Below are 17,406 nucleotides of genomic sequence, written 5' to 3'. Positions count from 1 at the left end.
AAAGTACTCCGCGGACCATGTAATCTCGATCATTGAGATACATCATGATTGAGAGATAGCGGCCGACCCAGGAGTGCCATGTCCACCGCATCGAAGCCGGTTCGCCGGCTGTTTCTTGTACCTGTCTTCCTCGTACTGGCCTGGCTCGTCGTGGGCGGCGCCTTCGGCTCGTACGCGGGGAAGCTCGGGGAGGTAGCAACCAACGACCAGGCCTCCTTCCTGCCCCAGAGCGCCGAGTCCACACGGGTCGTCGAGGCACAGAAGGCTTTCAGCAGCCAGGAGACCGTGCCCGCCGTCGTGGTCTGGACATCGGCCGAGGGGGAGGAGCTGGGCCCGCAGCAGCAGAAGGAGGCCACGGCCGCCCTCGCTTCGGTCAAGGGCGGGACGGGCGTCACCGGAGAGGTGAGCCCCGCGCTGCTGTCCGACGACCGCAAGGCGCTGGAGGGCGTCGTCCAGCTGAAGCCGGACCTCGGCGACGAACTCCCCGACGCCCTGGCGGAGATCCGGAGCGCCGCGGAGAAGGTGCCCGGAACGGTCGTCGGCCTCGCGGGCCCCGCGGCCTCCCAGGCCGATCTGTCGGACGCCTTCGCCGGGATCGACGGACTGCTGCTCGGCGTCGCCCTGGTGACCGTGCTCGTCATCCTGCTCCTGGTCTACCGGAGCGTTCTGCTGCCCCTGATCATCATCGTCGGCGCCGTCTTCGCGCTCGGCGTCTCCTGCGCGATCGTCTACGTCCTGGCCGACCACGACATCGTCCGCGTCGACGGCCAGGTCCAGGGCATCCTCTCGATCCTGGTGATCGGAGCGGCGACCGACTACGCGCTGCTGCTCACCGCGCGGTTCCGCGAGGAGCTCGGGCGGTGCCCCGACCGCTGGACGGCGATGCGCGCCGCGCTCCGTGAGTCCGCGGGCCCGATCGCCGCGAGCGCCGCCACCGTGGCCCTGGGGCTGCTCGCACTCCTGCTCAGCGACCTCACCAACAACCGCGCGCTCGGCCCCGTGGGGGCCATCGGCATCGTCTGCTCCGTCCTGAGCGCCCTCACCTTCCTGCCTGCCGTCCTGGTCCTGCTCGGCAGGGCCGCGTACTGGCCGTCCGGCCCGAAGAAGGGCCAGGCCGAGCCGGAAGCCGGCTCGACGGGCATCTGGTCGCGCGTGGCGGGCCTGGTGGACCGCTCCCCGCGCAAGGTGTGGGCCGTCACGCTGGTCGGCCTCGTCGCCTGCGCCGCTTTCATGCCCACGCTGAACTCCAAGGGCGTGCCGCTCGAGGAGATCTTCGTCAACGAGGCGCCGTCCGTCACCGCGCAGGAGACCCTGGGCCGCCACTTCCCCGGTGGATCGGGCAACCCCGCGGTCGTCATCGCGGGCGCGGACCGGTCGAAGCAGGTGGCCGCCGCGGCCGAGAAGGTTCCCGGAGTCGCGAGCGTCTCCGTGATGTCCTCCTCCGGGCGTCCGGGGGCCGGGGAACCGCTCGTGGTGGACGGCCGGGTCCGCATCGACGCCACCCTGTCGGCCGCGGCCGACAGTGACGCCGCCAAGGAGACGATCACGAAGCTGCGCGACGCGGTCCACGCCGTGCCGGGCGCCGACGCGCTCGTCGGCGGCTACACGGCGCAGCAGTACGACACGCAGAAGACCGCGGAACACGACCGCAACATCATCGTCCCGGTGGTGCTGGTCATCATCCTCGTCATCCTGATCGGCCTGCTCCGCTCGCTGCTGATGCCGCTGCTCCTGGTGGCCACGGTGGCGCTCAACTTCCTCGCGACCCTGGGAATCTCGTCGCTGGTCTTCGAGCACGTCTTCGGCTTCAGCGGGACCGACTCCTCCGTGCCGCTGTACGGATTCGTCTTCCTGGTCGCCCTGGGTGTCGACTACAACATCTTCCTGATGTCCCGGGTCCGCGAGGAGTCCCTGATCCACGGCACCCGGCAGGGCGTACTGCGCGGGCTGACCACCACGGGCGGGGTCATCACCTCGGCAGGCGTCGTCCTGGCGGCCACCTTCGCGGCGCTGGGGGTCATTCCCCTCGCCTTCCTCGTGCAGATCGCGTTCATCGTGGCGTTCGGTGTCCTGCTGGACACCCTCGTCGTCCGCTCGCTCCTGGTGCCCGCTCTCGTCAGGGACATCGGCCCCACCGCCTGGTGGCCCGGCGTCCTCAGCCGGAGCCGTGAGGAGACGCCGGAGAAGGCGGAATCGCTGACGTAGCGCGAGGCCGCTGCCACCGGCGGAGCGTGTGCGGGTGGCGGGCAGGGGGCCGGGGCGGCCGTACGGTGCCCCGGCCCCTTTCCGTTGCCGGGAGGGAGTCGGGGCCACGATGTCCCGTCGGGACAGATGTCCCACCGGGACATTTTAAGGTGTACGATGCAACCATGCCTGAGACAGGGAATGCCCCGGAACGGCGCAGCCGCAAGGCGCGACGGACCCGGGACGCACTGGCGCGGAGCGCGTTCGATCTCGTACTCGACCGCGGTCTGCGCGATGTGACGGTCGAGGAGATCGCGCAGGCGGCCGACGTCGACCGGCGCACCTTCAGCCGGTACTTCCCGAGCAAGGAGGCCGCCGTCCTCGACACAGTGCGGGGCGACGGCGACAGGATCAACCGAGCGCTCCGCGAGCGCCCCCCGGCCGAGCCGCCGCTCACCGCCTACCGTCGTGCCGTCCTCGCATGGCTGTCGGACGCGGAGGCGGAGCCCTGGCACCTGCGGCCACGCGTCTTCGACCTGCTGGCCATGGCCGAGGAGGAACCCACTCTGTACGCGGCGTACCACCACATACGGGTGGACGCCCAGGAGGAGTCGGTGGCGATTCTCGCGGAACGTCTCGGTGTCGACCCGCGGCAGGACCTGCGTCCCGCCGTGACCGTCGCCGCGGGAGCCGGAGCGCTCCTCGCGGCCCAGGCGGCCTGGGTACGGGGCGGCCGTCCGGCCGCCCTGCCCGAGTTCGTCGTACACGCCTTCGACGCCCTCTCCACGGACCTGCTGGAATCCCGGCAGGACGGGCCGGCGCCCCACAGCACCACGCAAGGAAGCACATCATGAGCACCCACCTCCCCACCGCCTACGAGGCGGAGTTCGCCGGCAAGGTCGCCCTCGTCACCGGCGGCGCGTCCGGCATCGGCCTCGCCCTCTCCCGGCGGCTCGCCGCGAGCGGTGCGGCCGTCGTCGTCGCCGACCACAACGAGGAGAGCGCCCGCAAGGCCGCCGCCGAACTGGAGGCCACCGGCGCCCGCGCCGCGGCCGTCGCCCTCGACGTCACCGACCCGGCCTCCGTCGAGGCGGGCGTGCGCTTCGTCGTCGACACGTTCGGCGGCCTGCACCTCGCCGTGAACAACGCAGGCATCGGCGGCCCCTCCCTGCCCACCGGCGAGTACGGCATCGAGGACTGGAACAGGGTCGTCGCCACCAACCTCAGCGGCGTCTTCTACTCGATGCGCTACGAACTCCCGGCCATCCTGGCCGCAGGCGGCGGCGCCGTCGTCAACATCTCGTCGATCCTCGGCACCAACGGCTTCGCGGGCTCCCCGGCGTACGCCGCCGCCAAGCACGGTGTCGTCGGCCTGACCAAGAGCGCGGCACTCGAGTACGCGGCACAGAACGTCCGCATCAACGCCGTCGGCCCCGGCTTCATCGACACCCCCCTGCTCCGCGACACCGACGGCCCCGCCCGGGACCACCTCGTCTCCCTGCACCCGGCGGGCCGCCTCGGCACGTCGGAGGAGGTCGCCGAGCTCACCGCCTTCCTGCTCTCCGACCGGGCCTCCTTCATCCACGGCAGCTACCACCTGGTGGACGGCGGCTACTCCGCGTCCTGACCCCCGAGTGGCGCACCGCCACCACGAGGGTCACAAAGGAAGTACGGAGAACGAAGGAGAGTCATGAAAGCCGTCCAGTACCGCACCGTGGGTGCCGCGCCCGAGGTCGTCGAGATACCGGAGCCCGTGGCCGGACCCGGTCAGATCCTGCTGAAGGTCACCGCCGCGGGTGTCTGCCACTCGGACATCGCCGTGATGAGCTGGCCCGCCGAGGGGTTCCCCTACGAACTCCCGCTCACCCTCGGCCACGAGGGCGTCGGCACGGTCGCCGCGCTCGGCGAGGGCGCCGTGGGCGTCTCCGTCGGCGACTCGGTCGCCGTCTACGGCCCGTGGGGCTGCGGTACCTGCGTGAACTGCGCGGAAGGCCGCGAGAACTACTGCCTGCGGGCGGCCGACCTCGGCATCAACCCGCCCGGACTCGGCAACCCGGGTGCGATGGCCGAGTACATGATCGTCGACGACGCCCGTCATCTGACGCCGATCGGCGACCTGGACCCGGTCAAGACGGTCTCGCTGACCGACGCGGGCCTCACGCCGTACCACGCGATCAAGCGCTCGCTGCCGAAACTCCTGCCCGGCGCCACCGCCGTGGTCATCGGCACCGGAGGCCTCGGCCACGTCGCCATCCAGCTCCTGCGCGCCATGACCGCCGTCCGGGTCGTCGCGCTCGACGTCACCGAGGAGAAGCTGTCCCTCGCGCGTGCGGTCGGCGCCCACGAGGCCGTGCTGTCCGACGAGAACGCCGCCGCCAAGGTCCGCGAACTCACCGGCGGCATCGGTGCCAAGGTCGTCTTCGACTTCGTCGGTGCCGAGCCGACCGTGAAGGCGGCCGGCGCGATGGCCTCCGTCGACAGCGACGTCACCATCGTCGGCATCGGCGGCGGACTGCTGCCCGTCGGATTCGGGGTCCTGCCGTTCTCCACCTCGGTCACCGCGCCGTACTGGGGCTCGCGCAAGGAGCTCGCCGAGGTCATCGAACTGGCCCACGCGGGAGCCGTCGACGTGCACGTCGAGACGTACTCCATCGACGAGGCCCCGCTCGCCTACGAGCGGCTCCACGCGGGCAAGATCAACGGCCGCGCGGTCATCCTGCCCAACGGCTGAACACCTGCTGCGGCTCGCCGGGACGCCTGTCGAAGGCGCCCCGGCGAGCCGAAGTGCGTCCACGAGCCGGAGGCTCGGGAACCCGTCTACGGGGCAGTCGTCACCACGTCGTCCCGGGTCAGCCGCACGGGCTCGGTGCCCGAGGAGCTGTGCCTCTCCGCCCAGTTCTCCAGGGCGGTGCGGCAGGCGTGATCCAGATGGTGCAGACCGGAGAGGTCCAGGGAGACGGGCCGGTCGTCGGGCAGGGCCTCCAGGCTGTCCAGTATTTTCGGCAGCCGCAGGAACGTCGCGTTGCCCGAGAGCCGTGCCCGGACCCCGTCGGGACTGCTGTCGACGACCTCCAGCTTGATGTGGGAGGCGTCCCAGGCCGCCTTCGCCACCGAGAGGGCCAGGCCGATCAGCACGCCCTCGAACATGTTGATCGTCACGATGGCCACGGCCGTGACGACCAGGATCAGCGCCTCGCCGCGGTGCTCACGCCACAGGGGCACCAGCGACCGCAGCGGAATCAGCTTCCACCCGGCGTGGATGAGGATGCCCGCGAGGGCGGGCAGCGGGATGAGGGCCAGCGCGGACGGGAGCAGCGCCGCGAACAGGAGCAGCCACACACCGTGCAGCACCCGCGAGGCCCGGGTCCGCGCGCCCGCCTGCACGTTCGCCGAGCTGCGGACGATGACCGCGGTCATCGGCAGCGCGCCGAGGATGCCGCACACCGTGTTGCCCGTGCCCTGCGCCATCAGCTCCTTGTCGTACTGGGTGCGCGGTCCGTCGTGCAGCCGGTCCACCGCCGCCGCGCTGAACAGGCTCTCCGCGGAGGCGATCAGGGTGAAGGCCGCGACGGTCCCGAGCAGGCTCAGCGTCGCGAGCCCGCCGAACTCGGACAGCGCGGGAACCTGGACGGCGTCGAGCAGACCCTGGACCCGGACCGTCTCGACCGGCAGGTCGAACGCCAGTGTGGCGAGGGTGGCCAGCACGACCGCGGCGAGGGCGCCCGGAACGGCCCGCACCCGCTTCGGCATCCTGCTCCACCCCACCACCAGGGCGATGGTGCAGGCGCCGAGCGCGAGTGAGGTGAGCGCCGCGGGACTGGACACCGCGTCCACCAGCAGCCCGGGAATTCCGGTGACCTTGCCCGTGCCGGAGACCGGCGCGTCGACACCGGCCGCCGCGTAGAGCTGACCCGCGATGAGGACGAGGCCGATGCCGGCGAGCATGCCTTCGACGACCGAGATCGAGATGGCCCGGAACCAGCGGCCCAGCCGCAGGGCGCCCATGCCCACTTGCAGCAGTCCGGTTGTCAGCACGATCACCCCGAGAGCGGGGAGCCCGAAGGACTGGACGGCCTCGAAGACGAGCACGGTCAGACCGGCGGCCGGCCCGGACACCTGGAGACTGCTGCCCCGCATCAGGCCGGTGACGATTCCGCCCACGATGCCGGTGACGAGGCCCAGTTCGGCCGGGACCCCCGACGCGACGGCGACCCCCACGCACAGGGGCAGCGCGACCAGGAAGACGACGAGTGACGCGGCGAAGTCCTGCCGCAGGTACGGGAACGTGCGGACGCGGTCCATGGCGGCCCTCATCCCGTGCGGAAGGGGGCGGAGCGTACGTCGCCGGGCGGAGGTGCCCAGACGGCGCTGTCGCTGAGATGCGGTACGTCCACCGCGTGATGTTCGAAGAGTGCATGCATGACGGTGTTCCTCCTGGCGCGCCGGAGACCGGCGCGTCGGTACGCGTACGAGAACGGGGGCCGGAGGGCACGTCGGCGCGACCCCTCGTCGACGTGTCCCGCAGGGCGCGAGCGGGAGGGGCGGGTGAGCCGGGTGCCGGGTCAGCTCAGCAGCGGAACACCTGAAGAGCGGGGGAGGAGTGCGCGCCGGAGGATCTGGAGCTGTGGGGCGCGTTGCCCAGCGCGGCGAAGGCCGCCGGGGCGACCGCGCCGTCGGCGTCCCGCGTCACCACGGAACGCGGCGGGGTCTCGGAAGCGGGTGCCGTCGCGGTGCGATGCCGGTCCCGGTGACGCAGGAGGCCGCTCGGCTCGCTCCCGCGCTCGGCCGTGCCGCAGGGGCCGTGGGCGAGGTGCGCCGCTCCGGTGGTGGCGTCCGGGACGCCGTCGGCCCGCATTCCCGGTCCGTACGTATGCGCGTCGGCCGAAGCCGTGCCGGAGTACGGGGCCAATAGGAAGCTCATCAGGAACGCGAGCACGAAACGTACGGTCGCTGCGCGCACCCCTTCACCTCCTCATGGATGCCACTTGCCTTCCAAAAAGCTAACAGGCCGAAGTGCTTATCGAGTTAATCCTTTGTGAAGAGTCCGAAAGTCGATGCCGAACGAGCTGAATCATTCGCTCACCCCCCGTGGCCTGGGGATGTGCCTCACGTTCCGTTCTCGCTATGTGAGATCATCCGCGACTGGTTGGCTGCTGCATATGCCATTCGCGAATGATGCTCGTATTCGTACATCGGTTCGGCTTGTCGAGTAATGTGAAATCGATGTGAAGGCGGGACGAGGTTCGATGAATCGTCTCCGGAAGCGGCTGTCGCTCGTGTATCCCGGTCCTCGTGCGTCCCGGGGCTTCGGTGTTCGACGTGCATATCGCTTCGTTCCCCGAACCGTTCCCGAATGTTCTGATTCCCGCCGGAATCCCGGGTGTCGTGGGTGAAGGACCGTCCGGCACCCGGGACTCCGGTGGAACGTCCTCAGGGACGTCGGCCGTCGGTGACGGCGCTCCCGGCCGCGGTCGGCGCGGCGACGTGGGCGGCCAACTGCTCGGCGGTCCGTGGGCCGGGTGCCGAATCCTCCAGCAGGCCGTGCGAGCGCAGGAGTTGCGATGCTGCGACGCCCCACGGCAGACGCAGCCCCGCCTCCCCGAGGAGATCGGTGCGGGCCAGCATCGTGGGCGCGGGCCCGGCCCGGACACCCGCCGGGGTGAGGAGTGCGGCGTCGTCGGCCCAGCGCAGGGCGAGATCGACGTCGTGGGTGGCCATCATGACGGTCGTTCCGCCGTCCCGGAGCGCGCCGAGTGTGCCGAGCAGTCGCTCCTGGCCGTCCGGGTCGAGGCCGGCGGTCGGCTCGTCGAGGATCAGCACGCGGGGCCGCATCGCGACCGCTCCCGCGATGGCGGTCCGTTTCCGCTGCCCGTAGGACAGGAGGTGGGTGGGCCGGTCCGCCAGGGCGGTGATGTCGAGGGCGGCGAGCGCCTCGTCCACCCGGGCGCGCACCTCGGCGTCCGGCAGGCCGAGGTTCAGCGGCCCGAACGACACGTCCTGGGAGACGGACGCGGCGAACAACTGGTCGTCCGGGTCCTGCACCACCAACTGGACGGTGGTACGCAGACGGGTCAGTCCCTTCCGGTCGTAGGTGACGGGGCGGCCCTCGACCGCCAACTGCCCCTCACGCGGACGCAGTCCGCCGCTCAGGAGTCGCATCAGCGTGGTCTTTCCGCTGCCGTTGCGGCCGAGGAGGGCGAGCGCGCGCCCTTCGCGCGCCTCGAAGTCGAGGCCGCTGAGCACGGCGGGACCGTCCTCGTACGCGAAGGACGCGCCCCGCAGGGCGAGCAGCACGGGTTCGCTCATGACAGCGGCCTTTCCAGGGCGAAGGTCAGGATGGTGAGGACCGCGAGCAGGAGGACGCTCAGCGCCACGAAGCGCGCGGAGACGCGGGCCTCGGGCACCAGGACGCGCAGCGTCCCGTCGTAACCGCGCCCGGCCAGCCCCGTCTGGAGCCGCGCCGCGCGGTCGAACGCCCTGACGAACGCGGTCGCTCCGAGCCCCGCCAGGGACCGCCAGGCGGCGGCCCGGGTGGTGTGGCCGAGCCGGGCCGCCTGGGCCTCCCTGATCCGGCGCACCGCGTCGAGGAGGAGGAAGCTCATGCGGTACGTCACCAGGGCGACGTCCACCACCGGTGCGGGCACCCCCGCCCTGACCAGGCGGGGCAGCAGGTCGGACATCGGAGTGGTGAAGGCGAACAGCAGGACCCCGAGGGACGCCGCCGAGGTACGCAGCAGCAGTTCCCCCGCGCGTACGGGCCCCCCGGGGTCGAGAGCGACGAGCCCTCGCGGTCCGCCGACCTGGACGAGGAGCGTCGCGGCCCCGGTGACGCAGAAACCCAGGGGCACCCGGTACGCCCGCCACAGGTGACGGGCGGTGACGCCCGCCGGCCCCAGCAGAACGGCCAGGGCGGCCACGAGGACAAGGGCCGCACCGGGCCAGGGCGGCAGCGAAACGGCCAGCGCCGTGAGCCCCAGACCGAGCGCGGCCTTGTCCACGGGATGGCGGCGGCGCCAGCGGCTGCTGTGCGCCGCCGCGTCGATCGGCAGCATGTGCGTTCAGGCCTTTCGGACCGTCGGCTCCTCGGCACCGCCGCCGGCACCCCTTCTCTCCTGCCCCGCGGTCGCGCGCAGTTCGCCCTGACGGCGCCCGCGCCGCAGGCCGAAGTAGTAGGCGAGGACGCCCGCGCCGAGCGCGGCCTGAAGGGCGAACAGCGCCGACTCGATCTCGCCGGAGGGCGGTTCGTACAGCGGGGAGAACCAGGGTTCGTAGTCCGGGTCGATCTCGGTGATCGCCGTCTCGGCCTGTGCGTCGGCCCCCGTGAACGGTTCCTTCTCGCCGTCGCCCAGGCCGAGGGCCAGCGGCAGGACGGCCAGCGCGGCCACCACGACGAGCAGCAGAGCGTTGATCTTCGTGTTCTTGTTCATCGGGCCACCGCCTCGGTCTCGGCCTTCTCCGTGCGTGCCTGCTTCCGGGTGAGGAACACACCGAGCCGGGTCAGGTCCCCCTTGCTGGACTGCACGAGGAGCCGCATCACCAGCACGGTCAGCAGCCCCTCGCTCACGGCGAGCGGGATCTGGGTGACCGCGAAGATGGAGCCGAACTTGCCGAGCGCGCCCGGGAAGCCGCTGCTCGGGTCCGGGAAGGCGAGTGCCAGCTGCACGCTGGTGACGCAGTAGGTGGACAGGTCGGCGACGAACGCGCCGAAGAACACCGCCACCATCAGCGGCACGTCGTACCGGCGCAGCAGCCTGAAGACCGCGTATCCGGCCCAGGGGCCGACGATCGCCATCGAGAAGACGTTGGCTCCGAGCGTGGTCAGACCGCCGTGCGCGAGCAACAGGGCCTGGAACAGCAGGGTGATGGTCCCCAGGACCGCCATGATGGGCGGTCGGAACAGGATGGCCCCCAGCCCCGTACCGGTGGGGTGTGAACAACTTCCCGTCACGGACGGGATCTTCAATGCGGAAAGGACGAACGTGAAGGCCCCGGAGGCCCCCAGGAGCAGCGTGCTCTCAGGGTTCTCCCTGACCTCACGCGAAAGTGACCGGACTCCGTGGACGACGAACGGCGCGGACGCGACACCCCAGGCGATCGCGTGCGCCGGGGGCAGAAATCCCTCGGCAATGTGCATGGCGCAGCAGACCCTCTCCAGCACCTCGTGGATGGTTGAAGCGCCTTGGCCGGTCTCCTGGCTTACGGGTGACACCGCCCGAACTCCGCCTTCCCGGGTCACAAGGACCCAGTGGCTGCCCGTGAGGGCCGGAGCCGGACTTCCCGATCACAGTGGCGAGGGCCGCACCGGCATCACACCGGATTTCCCGTTCACCAAGGCGTGGCGACAGTAGTCGCAGGTGGGGGAACATGACAAGCGGGCCCTGTCCCGCTCGGCCCGCCGAAGGGCCCGTCGCACCGGTCCGCCCGGCCGCACGTGGACGCGCGCGTCCGGGACATGCCCCATCCGGACCGTCCCGAAGTGTCCCGTCCCAGGCGATTGCGCGGTCTCGTCCTCAGCCCTCGTCGTCCCTGAGTCCTTCCTCCACGACCCCGCTCTCGTCGTCGCGCCGGTACGGCACGATCTGCACCGGACATCGGGAGTGGTGCAGAAGGGCGTGCACGACATGACCCAGCCCCAGCACGGAGACACTGCGCCGCTCATGGCTTCCCATGACCAGGAGGCCCGCGTGCCCGCTCGCCTCGACTAGCGCGGACGCGGCCGACCGCGCCGCGACGACCTCGGTCTCCACCGTGAGACCGGGAGCGCTCTCCCGGACCCGGGACGCCAGTTCGGCCATCAGTTCCTCGCCGCGATCACCAGCCCGCCCGTTCGCGTCCCGCGCGGTCCCGTCGAACCGGGCGAGCAGGCTGTGCACGTTCACCAGCCGCAGGGCACGCTCGCGCGCCTGCGCCTCCCGTCCGGCACGGACCAGCCACCGGGCGTCGTGCACGTCGCGCACGGCAGCCGTGACCGGCGCGTCCTCGCGTCCGGCTTCACCACGGACGACCACCACGGGCGCGGGACTGCCGACGACGACCTCCAGTCCGGTCGACCCGAGGAGCAGGGGACCGAACCCGCCGCTTCCCCTGCTGCCGACGACGATGGAACTGCCGGGCCGGGCGGAAGCGTGGAGAGCCGGAACCGGCTTCCTGCGGCTCAGTTTGACGGCGACGTCGAGCTCGGGGAACCGTTCCCGGATCTCCTCCGCCGCCGTCGTCAGAAGAGAGTTACCCGCGTCCCGCAGATGTTCGGACGTCTCGAACGACGCGAACCGGTCCAGCCGGTCGAGGTCGGCGGCGTGCACGAGCAGCAGGCTCCGGCGGTGTGCCGAGGCGTCCGCCGCACCCCAGAGGACGGCGGCCCGGGCGTGTTCCGAACCGTCCACACCCACGACCGTCCTCGGTTCCTGCGCGGCGTCGGACGGGCGGGTAGGCATCGCTGCTCCTCACGCTCTTCGTCCCCCACCCTCCCATGCTGTCACCGTCGGCCGGTGTGCGCCCAGCGCACGTACGGACCACCGGGCCGTTTCCGCTCGTCCCGGGCTGCCGCGGACGGCGTGGGGCCCGCGGGCCGGGCGGACGGCCCGCGGGGCGCGTGCCGGCCGGCAGGGAGAGAACCTCCCAGGTCAGGCCGCGTCCGGGGCGACCACGGTGTTTCCGTCCTTGTCGAGGGTGTGGGTGTCCCAGTACACGTCCCACTTGTCGTCGACCTGCTGAGGCACCTTGCCCTCCGGATACCGCGCGTATCCCGCCGGAGGCTCCTCAGCGTCCGGGACACAGGCGGAACCGGTTCCGCCCACGGACAGGACGGGATACTCGCCGCCGCCGCAGATGTCCTCCTGGTACGCGAAGCCGGCGCATCCGGTCAGTGTCACGACGGCCAGCGCACCGGTGAGAGCAGCGGCGACGACGCGCGTCCTTCCGGACCGGGGGCGGGCTGCGGACCTGTTCGTTCTGCGGGACATGGGGTGGATCCTCTCCAGCGGTTCTGTGTGCCACCACCCTCGCCGCCGCAGGGGTGCCGTGCGTTGAGTGCGCGTACTCAGTCGCACACGCGTGGATACCCAGATCGCCGTGGTACGGGGCCGTCAGCCGCTGCTCGGGGCCCTGCCGAGCAGCCCGCCGACAGCAGGACGCGCTCCTCCCGGGGCTCCGACATCATTCGTAGCCCTGCGACTTCACACGGATCCCGCCTGCCGAGGCCGGCCCGGACTCCGCGGGTTCCTGCGGTGCCGCCTCGGGGGCCGGCGCCGCGTCGAGTATCGCGTGCGCCTCGTTCAGGAGGGCCGCCAGGTCGCGCACCAGGCCCAGTTGAAGCGCACGCCAGGCGTCGGCGTCGTTCTCCGACGGGGCGTAGCTGCCCGTGTGCTTGTGGATGATGCCTCCCGCGACGCGGTTCCGCTCGGCCCGCTCCTCCATGTCCCGGTCGTGGTGGTAGAAGTTGCGCAGTTCGTGCAGCTGGGACATGCGGCCGTCCCAGAAGGCCGCCGCGAGCTGCGGCAGGTCCAGTACCTTCGCGGGATCCTTCCTGGGAATGCGCAAGGGGGCGTGCAGACGCTCGTTGAAGACCTGATAGGCGACGGACAGCCAGGCCGTGAAGTCGGCCCGGTCGCCGCACTGGCGGCGCAGACGGGTGAAGTCGTCGGGCGGCGAGGAGCGGAGCAGCTGGTAGCCGAGGCGGGCCCGTGACGCCTCGCACACCCTGCTGTAGGCGACCAGGGTGTCCTCGGCCGCCGCGTCCCAGGTGCGGCGTTGTCGCGGATCGGTCGCGGCGCGGCGCAGGGGCTCGGCGGCCAGCCGCTCGGGGGTCAGCTGCAGAGCGGGCAGGCGCGGACGGGCAGGGCGCCCCACGGCGCGTACGACTCCGCTGCCCAGTTCGGCGAAGTACTTCTCCAGGACGTCGAGGCCGCCGATGCGCTGCCGGTCGCCGCCGGCGACGGTCACCAGATCGACCAGCATCCGGTGGTTGGGCACCATGCTCTCGTGGGCCTGCGGAGCCCAGCCAGGGCGGTGCCGCTGCGCCTGCCACCATCGGTCGAACAGGGCGTCGTCGCTGATGCCGACCGCGTGCAGGCGAATGTCCAGACCCGCGTGCAGGTCCTCCATGAGCGACACCGGGTCCTGGGTGCCGGAGACGGACTCGCCGCTGCGTTCGTCGGGGATGGGAGCGTAGTGCGCACCGTCGCTCACCAGGACGACGAGGCGCTCGTTACCGGGGACGCCGTAGCGGTGGAGCAGTTCACCGGCCTTGTGCAGCGCCTTGCCGATGTCCGTGCCCGACTGGCGGTAGTTGAGCAGGGAAACGGCCTCGCGCAGGCGCTGGACGGAGTGGGCGTCCGAGACCTCCTCCATGCCCCAACGGCTGGGGAACATCGGTTCGTGGTCGTGGTCGAAGCGGACCAGCGCGAAACGGGTCCCCACACCGTCGTAGCGCATCCGGGCGTCGATCATGGCACCGAGAGCGTCCTTGAGGGCGTTCATGCGGGAGATGCCGGCACTCGTACGCCCGCGGTTGAACCATCGGCCCCCGTCGCTGGGCGCCGCGGGGATGTCCTCGATGCTCATGGAGCCGCTGCAGTCCGCCAGTACGACGATGTCCACACCGCTGCGCTCTCCCGGCGCGAAGAGGGTCAGCGCGGTCTCCGGGCCGACCCGGAGAAGGCCTTGCAGGGGCAGGCCCCCGCGGTCCAGGGCCGCACGCACCCGGAAGAGGCTGCCGGAGGCTTCGATCCAGACGTCGGGAGACGTCTCGAATCCGTGCGCGAAGACGTGGCCGCACAGGAGCGGGGCGCCGCGCAGCACGGTCGTGGCCTCGTCGAGGGACGGACCAGGGGGGAGCTCGAGCTCCAGAGCGGCCGGGACGGTCGCGTCCGCGGACTCCAGCTCCCAGCCCTCCTCCGGTGTGACGCGATGCTCCTGGACAAGGGCGGCGGGGACCACCACCACATCGGCGGGCACACCGACGGCGGGAAGCAGCCGTACCGCCACCGAACGGGTGCCACCGGAGTCGTGCACCCGGAGGACGCCCGCCGTCCCGTCGGTCAGCTGGGACGGGGAGACGGCGAGCCGGTTGTCGGCGACCAGGCCGGGGCCGGTCGCCGTGACGAGCCGGGTGTCGGCCGCCGAGAGCTTGAAGGCAGTCATCCGCGCTCCACTTGAATCTTCACGCCCACGCGTTGCTCCAGTTGCCTGACGGAGGAACCGCCCTTGCCCCGGAAGAGGCCCTGGAGGCGTTCCGGTACCCGGACGAACAGGATCCCGCTGCGCGGCCGGAAGTCGGAGAACTCCACGGCTTCGGCGAGCTCGTACCGGCCCCCTCGGCGCAGCTCCTGCACCAGCCGGTCGTAGTGACCGCGCCCTTCGACGTGCTGCTCCCGGAACCGCTCGACGTCCTCACGTCGTGAGACGCGGTGCCTGGAGAGCAGGTCCAGGGCGGTCGAGAGGTTCGTGTCCCGCGGGGTCCGGCCGCGCAGGCCCTGTTCGAGGGTGGTGAAGAGGAGGTCGATGGCTTCCATGTCGAGTACGGCCCGGCGGGTGTTGATCAGGATGTGCCGCACGATGCTGATGCGCGGCAACTGCGCCCGGCGGCGGGTCGCGGACCTGCCTCGGCTGCTGCGTGCCACCGTGCCGGCCAGGATCATGTCGATCAGACCCTCGGGCGGGGTCGACGACAGCCGGAGGTGGTGCGGGGTGCACAGCGCGAGGCCCCGGTTGTAGGAGCCGTACACCTGCCAGCGCCGGGCGTGCTCGGTGCAGATGCGGCGACCGCACGGCTTCATCCCGGAGAGCGTGCGGTGCTCGCAGCGGATGTACCCGCTGCCGGTGCAGTGCTCGTGCTCGCACGCCGGGAAGCGCTCGGCGTAGCAGTCCTCGCAGTAGGCGACGGTGGGATCGCCGGGATGGCGGCGCAGATGCGTCTCGCACCAGGCCGTACGCGTACGGCACTTCGGGCCGCCGCACCAGACCTTCGCCCTGGCACCGCACCGGCACACGGGCGTGTGGCCGAGGCAGGAGGCGCGCAGGGAGCCCTCCAGGAACACGGCGTGCTCCTCGCAGGCGCGTCCCGTGCGACGGCCCTCGTCGCAGCCCGGGCACTTGTACGGCGCGTAGGTGGTGGTGTGTGCCGTCAGGCAGGTGGTGCAGGCGTGCCGGATCTCGGGGGCCTCGAGGACACCCCGGATCGCGAACCGGGTGGTGGCGCCGAGCGGCCGTGGAGCCGAGGCCGGATCGAGGAACCACACCCCGACCTCGCCCTCGTCACCCAGATCGAACCGCACCCGCGGCCCGGCCTGCGGGTCCAGCGTCAGCACGGCCGGTTCCAGCCGTTCCCACAGCGACACGCACGCGTCCGTGGAGCGGGGTACGTCACGGAACTCCCGCAGGTCGAGGGTCACCGGTACGACCGGCGTCTCCTGGGTCATCGGTCGGTCCCCTCTCGCGGAGCCACCAGCAGCACCTCGACCGTGCCGCGCTTCTCGTCCTCGCGGGCGGTGTAGTTCGTGTCGGTCAGCAGGACCGTCCGTACGCCGCCGGGGGCCCGGCCCATACCGCGCAGTGCCTCGCGTACCCGGGCGCGGTCCTGCGCGGGCAGATCCCAGTGCATCAGCGCCACCCCCTGCTCACCCGCGGCACGGAGGGCACGGGTCGCCGTGGCGTCGTCCCAGGACACCGGCGGCTTCTCGCACCGCACCCGTTGCCCGGCCCGCGGCCGCAGCACCCGGCGCAACGCCCGCGCCTCGTCCCGGCCGCGGGAACGCAGCGGGCGGGTGAGGTCGAGGGTTCCGCCCGCGCGGCAGTAGGAGCGGAGGGCATCCATGACCTCGGGCGCGGGAAGGTCCGGCCGGGCGAGACGGTCGAGGAGCTGGTCGGCGGTGAGAGGTGCCGGGCGGCCGGGCTCCCTGCGGGCCTCCGGCCTCCGGTCCCGCTGCGCCTCGTGCCTCCGGTCCGGCTGTGCCTCGTGTCTCCGGTCCGGCTGCGGTGCGGGCCCGGCGAGGCGGTCCGTGAGCCATACCCGAGCCGCCGCCCAACTGCCTTGTCCGACGGCTTTGTTGGACGCCCCGCAGTGGTCCGCCGTCAGCCAGTCCGGGGTGGCCAGGCCCTGAGCTAGGCGCTCCGGTGCCAGGGCGGTCCGGTCCTCCCTGTGCCAGTGGGCCAGCAGGTCGTTCTCGTTACGCACGAAGCCGGAGGCGGCCGCGGACCCGGCCATCTCCACGCCGAGGAAGAGAGGGGCCAGTTCATCGGTCGTCGCATCCAACTGGCGCAGGTAGGGGAGAAGTTCGGACAGCAGTGTGCGTACCGCGCGGCCTGCGGACTGCGTTCGGGGCGGCTCCTCGGTGCGCCTCGTCTGGTCGACCCGGAGCTCGGCGGCCAGGCCGTGCGCGACGGCCCGGGCCCGGTTCTGCTCGAGCAGGAACTGCGGCACCTGGCGGACCCGCCGTCCCGTACGCTCCAGGTCACGCGACCACATCGACAGGGCCTGCACGAGCAGTGCGTGGGCCAGCGTCCCGGCGACGGTCACCTGGGCGTCGAACAGCCGTACCGTGACGTCCTCGCCGGTGTGCGCCTCCGGTATCCCCAGCGGGCTGACGTCCATGACCTCCAGGCGGCCGACCCGCTCCTCCTGGCGCAGCCTGGTGCGCACCCGCTCCAGGTGCTCCGGCGCGCACGAGTCCAGGTAGCGGGTGCTGACCTGGTCGAACGAGCGGGAGAGGCGAGCCGAGCCACCGGGCGCGACACCGCCCGGTCCGTACAGCTGACGGCCGCCGAGGGCGATCAGGGACGCGGTGTGCTCCCGTACGAGATTGGTGAACACCTCACGCTGCACCGGGTTCAGCACCTCGGCGGAGTGCAGGTCGGCGCAGAGACCCGCCAGGGGGTCCGGCTGTTGCTGCCAGCCCGTGGGGAGGAGCAGGCCGCCGCGGCGGCGGACGTCGGCGGCCACCCGGGCGACCGACACGGCCAGAGCCTCGGCCGTGCGTGCGCGGGTTGCCGGGTCGTGCAGGGAGACACGGCCGGTGTCGACCCACAGCGCACCGCGGGCGCGGGCGCTGCCCCGCACGGTGTGCGGCTGCCCGGACGGGCCGGCGGGGAGCGGCGGAGGGCCGGCCAGCAGTGAGCCGACCAGCTCCTCCGCGCCCCTGCCGTGGCCGGGGACGTACACGCTGTATCCCTTGGAGATCCGCTGCCTGAGGGGAGCGGACCGGTACAGGGCCACCAGAGCCATCG

General features: G+C 71.8%; 15 protein-coding genes and 1 riboswitch. Of the genes, 4 read left to right on the top strand and 11 right to left on the bottom strand.

What is annotated here, in order from left to right:
- The first annotated feature begins 78 nt into the window (after positions 1–78).
- From IA22_RS0121975 to IA22_RS0121960, 4 genes are all read left to right on the top strand, one after another.
- Positions 79–2,205 carry an MMPL family transporter gene (locus tag IA22_RS0121975; RefSeq protein WP_030124594.1) on the top strand — a complete coding sequence of 709 codons (2,127 nt, stop codon included), beginning with the start codon at positions 79–81 and terminating at the stop codon, positions 2,203–2,205.
- A 164-nt stretch (positions 2,206–2,369) separates the two neighbouring features.
- The gene (locus tag IA22_RS0121970) at positions 2,370–3,038 is read left to right on the top strand and encodes a TetR family transcriptional regulator (RefSeq protein ID WP_030124593.1); all 669 of its coding nucleotides are present in this window, start codon (positions 2,370–2,372) and stop codon (positions 3,036–3,038) included.
- Entirely contained in the window at positions 3,035–3,811 is a 777-nt protein-coding gene (locus IA22_RS0121965; protein ID WP_014152649.1) for an SDR family NAD(P)-dependent oxidoreductase, read from the top strand. The genes IA22_RS0121970 and IA22_RS0121965 overlap by 4 nt, the downstream gene beginning before the upstream one ends.
- Before the next feature lie 63 nt (positions 3,812–3,874).
- Positions 3,875–4,915 carry an NAD(P)-dependent alcohol dehydrogenase gene (locus tag IA22_RS0121960; RefSeq protein WP_014152648.1) on the top strand — a complete coding sequence of 347 codons (1,041 nt, stop codon included), beginning with the start codon at positions 3,875–3,877 and terminating at the stop codon, positions 4,913–4,915.
- An 86-nt stretch (positions 4,916–5,001) separates the two neighbouring features.
- Here the strand turns inward: IA22_RS0121960 and IA22_RS0121955 are convergent, their stop codons facing one another.
- From IA22_RS0121955 to IA22_RS0121900, 11 genes are all read right to left on the bottom strand, one after another.
- On the bottom strand, positions 5,002–6,486 hold the full coding sequence (locus IA22_RS0121955) for a SulP family inorganic anion transporter (RefSeq protein WP_015579772.1): 1,485 nt from the start codon (positions 6,484–6,486) through the stop codon (positions 5,002–5,004).
- A 265-nt stretch (positions 6,487–6,751) separates the two neighbouring features.
- Positions 6,752–7,144 carry a hypothetical protein gene (locus IA22_RS0121945; RefSeq protein WP_014152645.1) on the bottom strand — a complete coding sequence of 131 codons (393 nt, stop codon included), beginning with the start codon at positions 7,142–7,144 and terminating at the stop codon, positions 6,752–6,754.
- Positions 7,145–7,614: 470 nt separating this feature from the next.
- Entirely contained in the window at positions 7,615–8,490 is an 876-nt protein-coding gene (locus IA22_RS0121940) for an energy-coupling factor ABC transporter ATP-binding protein (protein WP_030124591.1), read from the bottom strand.
- On the bottom strand, positions 8,487–9,236 hold the full coding sequence (gene cbiQ / locus IA22_RS0121935) for a cobalt ECF transporter T component CbiQ (RefSeq protein ID WP_014152643.1): 750 nt from the start codon (positions 9,234–9,236) through the stop codon (positions 8,487–8,489). Before cbiQ ends, IA22_RS0121940 begins: the two co-directional genes overlap by 4 nt.
- A gap of 6 nt (positions 9,237–9,242) precedes the next feature.
- A complete protein-coding gene (locus IA22_RS0121930) occupies positions 9,243–9,611 on the bottom strand; it encodes an energy-coupling factor ABC transporter substrate-binding protein (protein WP_030124590.1) in 369 nt (122 codons plus the stop codon).
- Positions 9,608–10,318 carry an energy-coupling factor ABC transporter permease gene (locus IA22_RS0121925; protein WP_015579777.1) on the bottom strand — a complete coding sequence of 237 codons (711 nt, stop codon included), beginning with the start codon at positions 10,316–10,318 and terminating at the stop codon, positions 9,608–9,610. Before IA22_RS0121925 ends, IA22_RS0121930 begins: the two co-directional genes overlap by 4 nt.
- Positions 10,319–10,348: 30 nt before the next feature.
- Positions 10,349–10,532, bottom strand: a riboswitch (cobalamin riboswitch).
- A gap of 162 nt (positions 10,533–10,694) precedes the next feature.
- Positions 10,695–11,618 (bottom strand): universal stress protein, encoded by a 924-nt coding sequence (locus tag IA22_RS0121920; protein ID WP_030124589.1) that lies wholly within the window; start codon positions 11,616–11,618, stop codon positions 10,695–10,697.
- Between the two features lie 189 nt (positions 11,619–11,807).
- Positions 11,808–12,146 carry an SCO0607 family lipoprotein gene (locus IA22_RS0121915; RefSeq protein WP_014152639.1) on the bottom strand — a complete coding sequence of 113 codons (339 nt, stop codon included), beginning with the start codon at positions 12,144–12,146 and terminating at the stop codon, positions 11,808–11,810.
- A gap of 193 nt (positions 12,147–12,339) precedes the next feature.
- Positions 12,340–14,325: a vWA domain-containing protein gene (locus IA22_RS0121910; protein WP_030124588.1), complete on the bottom strand. Its 1,986-nt coding sequence runs from the start codon at positions 14,323–14,325 to the stop codon at positions 12,340–12,342.
- Positions 14,322–15,602, bottom strand: a complete 1,281-nt coding sequence (locus IA22_RS0121905) for a KH domain-containing protein (protein WP_030124587.1) — start codon at positions 15,600–15,602, stop codon at positions 14,322–14,324. The genes IA22_RS0121910 and IA22_RS0121905 overlap by 4 nt, the downstream gene beginning before the upstream one ends.
- Positions 15,599–17,404, bottom strand: coding sequence for a glutamate--cysteine ligase family protein (locus tag IA22_RS0121900; RefSeq protein WP_030124586.1), 1,806 nt, complete (start codon positions 17,402–17,404; stop codon positions 15,599–15,601). The genes IA22_RS0121905 and IA22_RS0121900 overlap by 4 nt, the downstream gene beginning before the upstream one ends.
- Between the last annotated feature and the right edge of the window lie 2 nt (positions 17,405–17,406).

The sequence above is a fragment of the Kitasatospora papulosa genome (assembly GCF_000717245.1).
In the GTDB taxonomy this organism is placed as follows: Bacteria; Actinomycetota; Actinomycetes; order Streptomycetales; family Streptomycetaceae; genus Streptomyces; species Streptomyces papulosus.
The sequence above is the reverse complement of the archived record's forward strand: the minus strand, read 5'-3'. Positions and strand labels throughout refer to the sequence as shown.

What these genes read in the sequence shown, in the direction of transcription:
- IA22_RS0121975 (WP_030124594.1), top strand. Translation starts at nt 79, where the DNA reads ATGTCCACCGCATCGAAGCCGGTTCGCCGGCTGTTTCTTGTACCTGTC.
- IA22_RS0121970 (WP_030124593.1), top strand. Translation starts at nt 2,370, where the DNA reads ATGCCTGAGACAGGGAATGCCCCGGAACGGCGCAGCCGCAAGGCGCGA.
- IA22_RS0121965 (WP_014152649.1), top strand. Translation starts at nt 3,035, where the DNA reads ATGAGCACCCACCTCCCCACCGCCTACGAGGCGGAGTTCGCCGGCAAG.
- IA22_RS0121960 (WP_014152648.1), top strand. Translation starts at nt 3,875, where the DNA reads ATGAAAGCCGTCCAGTACCGCACCGTGGGTGCCGCGCCCGAGGTCGTC.
- IA22_RS0121955 (WP_015579772.1), bottom strand. Translation starts at nt 6,486, where the DNA reads ATGGACCGCGTCCGCACGTTCCCGTACCTGCGGCAGGACTTCGCCGCG.
- IA22_RS0121940 (WP_030124591.1), bottom strand. Translation starts at nt 8,490, where the DNA reads ATGAGCGAACCCGTGCTGCTCGCCCTGCGGGGCGCGTCCTTCGCGTAC.
- cbiQ (WP_014152643.1), bottom strand. Translation starts at nt 9,236, where the DNA reads ATGCTGCCGATCGACGCGGCGGCGCACAGCAGCCGCTGGCGCCGCCGC.
- IA22_RS0121930 (WP_030124590.1), bottom strand. Translation starts at nt 9,611, where the DNA reads ATGAACAAGAACACGAAGATCAACGCTCTGCTGCTCGTCGTGGTGGCC.
- IA22_RS0121925 (WP_015579777.1), bottom strand. Translation starts at nt 10,318, where the DNA reads ATGCACATTGCCGAGGGATTTCTGCCCCCGGCGCACGCGATCGCCTGG.
- IA22_RS0121920 (WP_030124589.1), bottom strand. Translation starts at nt 11,618, where the DNA reads ATGCCTACCCGCCCGTCCGACGCCGCGCAGGAACCGAGGACGGTCGTG.
- IA22_RS0121915 (WP_014152639.1), bottom strand. Translation starts at nt 12,146, where the DNA reads ATGTCCCGCAGAACGAACAGGTCCGCAGCCCGCCCCCGGTCCGGAAGG.
- IA22_RS0121910 (WP_030124588.1), bottom strand. Translation starts at nt 14,325, where the DNA reads ATGACTGCCTTCAAGCTCTCGGCGGCCGACACCCGGCTCGTCACGGCG.
- IA22_RS0121905 (WP_030124587.1), bottom strand. Translation starts at nt 15,602, where the DNA reads ATGACCCAGGAGACGCCGGTCGTACCGGTGACCCTCGACCTGCGGGAG.
- IA22_RS0121900 (WP_030124586.1), bottom strand. Translation starts at nt 17,404, where the DNA reads ATGGCTCTGGTGGCCCTGTACCGGTCCGCTCCCCTCAGGCAGCGGATC.